Genomic DNA, 3,156 nt, shown 5'->3' with positions numbered 1-3,156 from the left:
TGCCGGCAACAAACCGCAAGATCTGCCGCCTGGCCGCAAGGTTCTGCAAGAATTCGTCCGCTCCACTGCCTAGGCTCGAAACAAGCGGTGCCAGCCCGGATCCCCGATGTCGGGAAACCGCGTCCCGGTTGGGCCGGCCGCCGTACCACTGGCGCGTCTGTCGCCACGAGTCCACCAACACGGAGAGGAGGTCGATCATGACGAGAATCTCAGTGATCCTTCTAGCAGTGATGCTCGCCCCTGGAGTTGCTGCCCAGCACGACCAGAGATACGCCGAGGCACCCGTCGGTGCCGAACAGCAGATCGGCACGGTCGCGTTCGGGGCTGACTGTGTCGACGCGGCGCAACAGGCATTTGATCGTGCCTTGGGGTTGATGCACCACATGATGTATGTGCAGGCACGCGGCGAGTTTGCCGCCATTGCCGAGGCCCACCCCGATTGCGCCATGGCCCACTGGGGCGTAGCGACCACGCTGTTCCAGCCGCTGTGGGCCACGACGCCCAGCGATGCCGACATCGCCCGTGGCCGCGACGCGATCGAGCAAGCCCGCGCCACGGTCGCGGATGAACGCGAACAGACGCTGATTGAGGCGACCGCCGCCTTTTTCGAGCCGGAAACCGACCGGCAATGGGATCGTCTGTCGGGCTGGACCGACGGCATGGCGACCGCGTACCAGGCCTACCCGGACGATCACGACATCGCCGCGCTCTACGCGTTGTCGCTGCTGACCGAGGCCACGCGGGCCGATGACCGTGATGCGCTGCATGACGAAGCCGAGGCGATCCTCAAGCGCGTGTGGCAGGAAGAGTCGACTCACCCCGGCGCCATCCACTACGCCATTCATGCTACCGACGCCGATGGCCGCGCCGAGAACGCGCTCGAGATGGTCGAGTCCTACGGCAAAATCGCGCCCAACGTGCCGCACGCGCTGCACATGCCGTCGCACATCTACGTGCGCCTCGGCGACTGGCCGCAGGTCATCGACTGGAACGCACGTTCGGCCGAGGTCGCGCGAGAGCACGATGTCAACGGCGCGATCTCGTTCCACTACATCCATGCCGTCGACTACCTCGTTTACGGCCACCTGCAACGCGGCGAGGACTCGGCCGCCGAAAGCATTTACCAGACTGCGCTGGACGAGGGTCGCCACCAGGGCACGTTCCCCGGCGCTTTTCACCTGGCCGCGATTCCGGCACGGCTGGCGGTAGAACAGCGCGACTGGGAAGCCGCGTCCACCATCGAGCCACGCGTGCCCGACTACATCGCGTGGGACCGCTTCCATTGGGCCGAGGGCCTGAGCTGGTATGCCCGCGGTCTGGGCGCGGTCCATACCGGTGACCTGGAAGCGGCCCACGAGGCCGAGCAACGCCTGGCCAGTTTGGCGGAAGGGGCCGAATCGGCCGCGGACGCACGCTTCTCGGTCTACATCGAAGCCGATCGGCACATCCTGGCGGGCTTCATCGCGCATGCCGAGGGCGATCACGAGCGCGCCATCGAACTGATGCGTACGGCCGGCGAGCTGGAGTCCTCGGTCGAAAAGCATCCGGTGAGCCCAGGCGCACTGCTGCCACCCTACGAGGCCCTCGGCGAAGTGCTGCTCGCACTGGACCGGCCCGGCGAGGCCCTCGCTGCCTTCGAGCAGTCCGATCAGATGTGGCCGGGCCGTTACAACACGCTGCTCGGCGCCGTCCGTGCGGCCGAGGCGGCCGGTGATACGGATGCGGCAACGAGCTGGGCGGCGCGGCTGCTGGAAATTGCACCGAACGCCGAGCGCGACACCATCGACCAGGCCAAGGTGCTGGCGCAACGCGACTGAGCCGGGTTTCCGAGATCGGTCGCTGGATGCCTGAGGGCACGATCGCCCGGGACTCACGGACGAGTCCCACCGGCCGCTGTCGCCGGAGCCAAACCCAACTGAAAGTCCACGGGGTTGAAGAAGACGACAACGCAAGGAGGAGGGTTCCATGACACTCGCACGTAAATCCACCAACGTTCGACGAATCCGCCCGCACAACGCCGGCCCCGCGGCCGTCTGGTCGAGCGGCGGCGCGGCCTACGACGAGGTGAGCCGCGGCATCCTCGATGCCATTGAGCACGCGGTCAACCGGCTGGAGCCGGCGCCCGGCATGCACATCCTCGACGTGGCCACGGGCACTGGGTGGGCCGCCCGACGTCTGGCCGAGCGCGGCCTCGATGTCACCGGCACGGACTTCGCTCCCGACCTGCTGACCGCCGCCCGTAACTTGGCATCGGCTCGGGGGCTCGAGGTTCCGTTCTTCGAAGAGGACGCGGAGACATTGCCATTTGATGATGGCGCCTTCGACGCCGTCATCTCGACGTTCGGTGTGATGTTCGTCCAGCGGCCGGAGGACGCCGCTGCCGAGCTCGCCCGGGTCTGTCGCCCCGGCGGCCGGGCGGCGTCAGCCGGGCAGCGCGGATCATCGCGCGCATCGAGGATCTCCAGGGCATTGAGCAGATCCTCATCGCGCATGCCGTCGCTCCTCTCCGAAATCCCCTCCCGAGCATGGCTCAGCAACTGACCGGATTCCACTCAGGATGACGAGGAGCCATAATAGCTTTGACCTGCATCGCAGGGTATTTTCAAAAACATCGTAACGGAGAAAATCCCTGGAGAGGCGGCTTGGAGATTAAAATCATATACCTTCTCGGTTTGGGTCACAGCGGAACCACGCTGCTCGGACGCCTTCTAAATGCCCATTCCAAAGTGGTCTCCACTGGTGGAACGAAGAATATTCCATTGTTCGTTAGCGGTCGGAAAAGCTGTGCCTGCGGCGCGCGAAACCCCGCGGAATGTCGTTATTGGAGCCAAGTGGAGCAGTCACTTGAAACCCGTGGTCTTTCTTTTTCCTCTCTGGACTTTGGGTATGATAACCAGGAGAATCTCGACCCCAAAGCCTTGCGCCTTTATTTTGAGTCTGTTTTAGAGGCTGCGGGCGCCGAAGCGATCGTCGACACCTCGAGAAGGCGCACCTATTTTACCAAGCTGGAACAGGTTCCCGGTGTCCGGCTAATTCCCGTCCATTTATTCAAGGATCCTCTGGCCCAGTATTCTTCCAACAAGAAAAAACGGATGAGTATGCTCCGGTCTGTCTGGAATTATAACGTGCGGGGGCGCCGCGTCAGGGGGATGACCC

At 64.2% G+C, this 3,156-nt stretch carries 4 protein-coding genes; 3 read left to right on the top strand and 1 reads right to left on the bottom strand.

Features of this window, described 5'->3' with window-relative positions:
• On the bottom strand, positions 1-199 hold a 199-nt coding region (locus EA346_RS04295; protein WP_296756079.1), incomplete at its 3' end, for a hypothetical protein.
• Between EA346_RS04295 and EA346_RS04290 the strand changes: the two genes are divergently transcribed.
• The 3 genes from EA346_RS04290 to EA346_RS04280 form a co-directional block, all read left to right on the top strand.
• Complete coding sequence (locus EA346_RS04290; RefSeq protein WP_296756077.1) at positions 198-1,817, top strand: hypothetical protein; 1,620 nt, start codon at positions 198-200, stop codon at positions 1,815-1,817. The two genes, EA346_RS04295 and EA346_RS04290, sit on opposite strands and share 2 nt — an antisense overlap.
• Positions 1,818-1,965: 148 nt before the next feature.
• Positions 1,966-2,541 (top strand): class I SAM-dependent methyltransferase, encoded by a 576-nt coding sequence (locus tag EA346_RS04285; protein ID WP_296756076.1) that lies wholly within the window; start codon positions 1,966-1,968, stop codon positions 2,539-2,541.
• 101 nt (positions 2,542-2,642) lie between these two features.
• Positions 2,643-3,156: hypothetical protein (locus tag EA346_RS04280; protein ID WP_296756074.1), on the top strand; the 514-nt coding region annotated here is incomplete at its 3' end.

Origin of the sequence: Thioalkalivibrio sp., assembly GCF_007692535.1 — a bacterium.
Classification (GTDB): domain Bacteria; phylum Pseudomonadota; class Gammaproteobacteria; order Ectothiorhodospirales; family Ectothiorhodospiraceae; genus Thioalkalivibrio.
Note: the sequence above shows the minus strand (reverse complement) of the source record. Positions and strands in the feature narration are given on the sequence as shown.

What these genes read in the sequence shown, in the direction of transcription:
- EA346_RS04290 (WP_296756077.1), top strand. Translation starts at nt 198, where the DNA reads ATGACGAGAATCTCAGTGATCCTTCTAGCAGTGATGCTCGCCCCTGGA.
- EA346_RS04285 (WP_296756076.1), top strand. Translation starts at nt 1,966, where the DNA reads ATGACACTCGCACGTAAATCCACCAACGTTCGACGAATCCGCCCGCAC.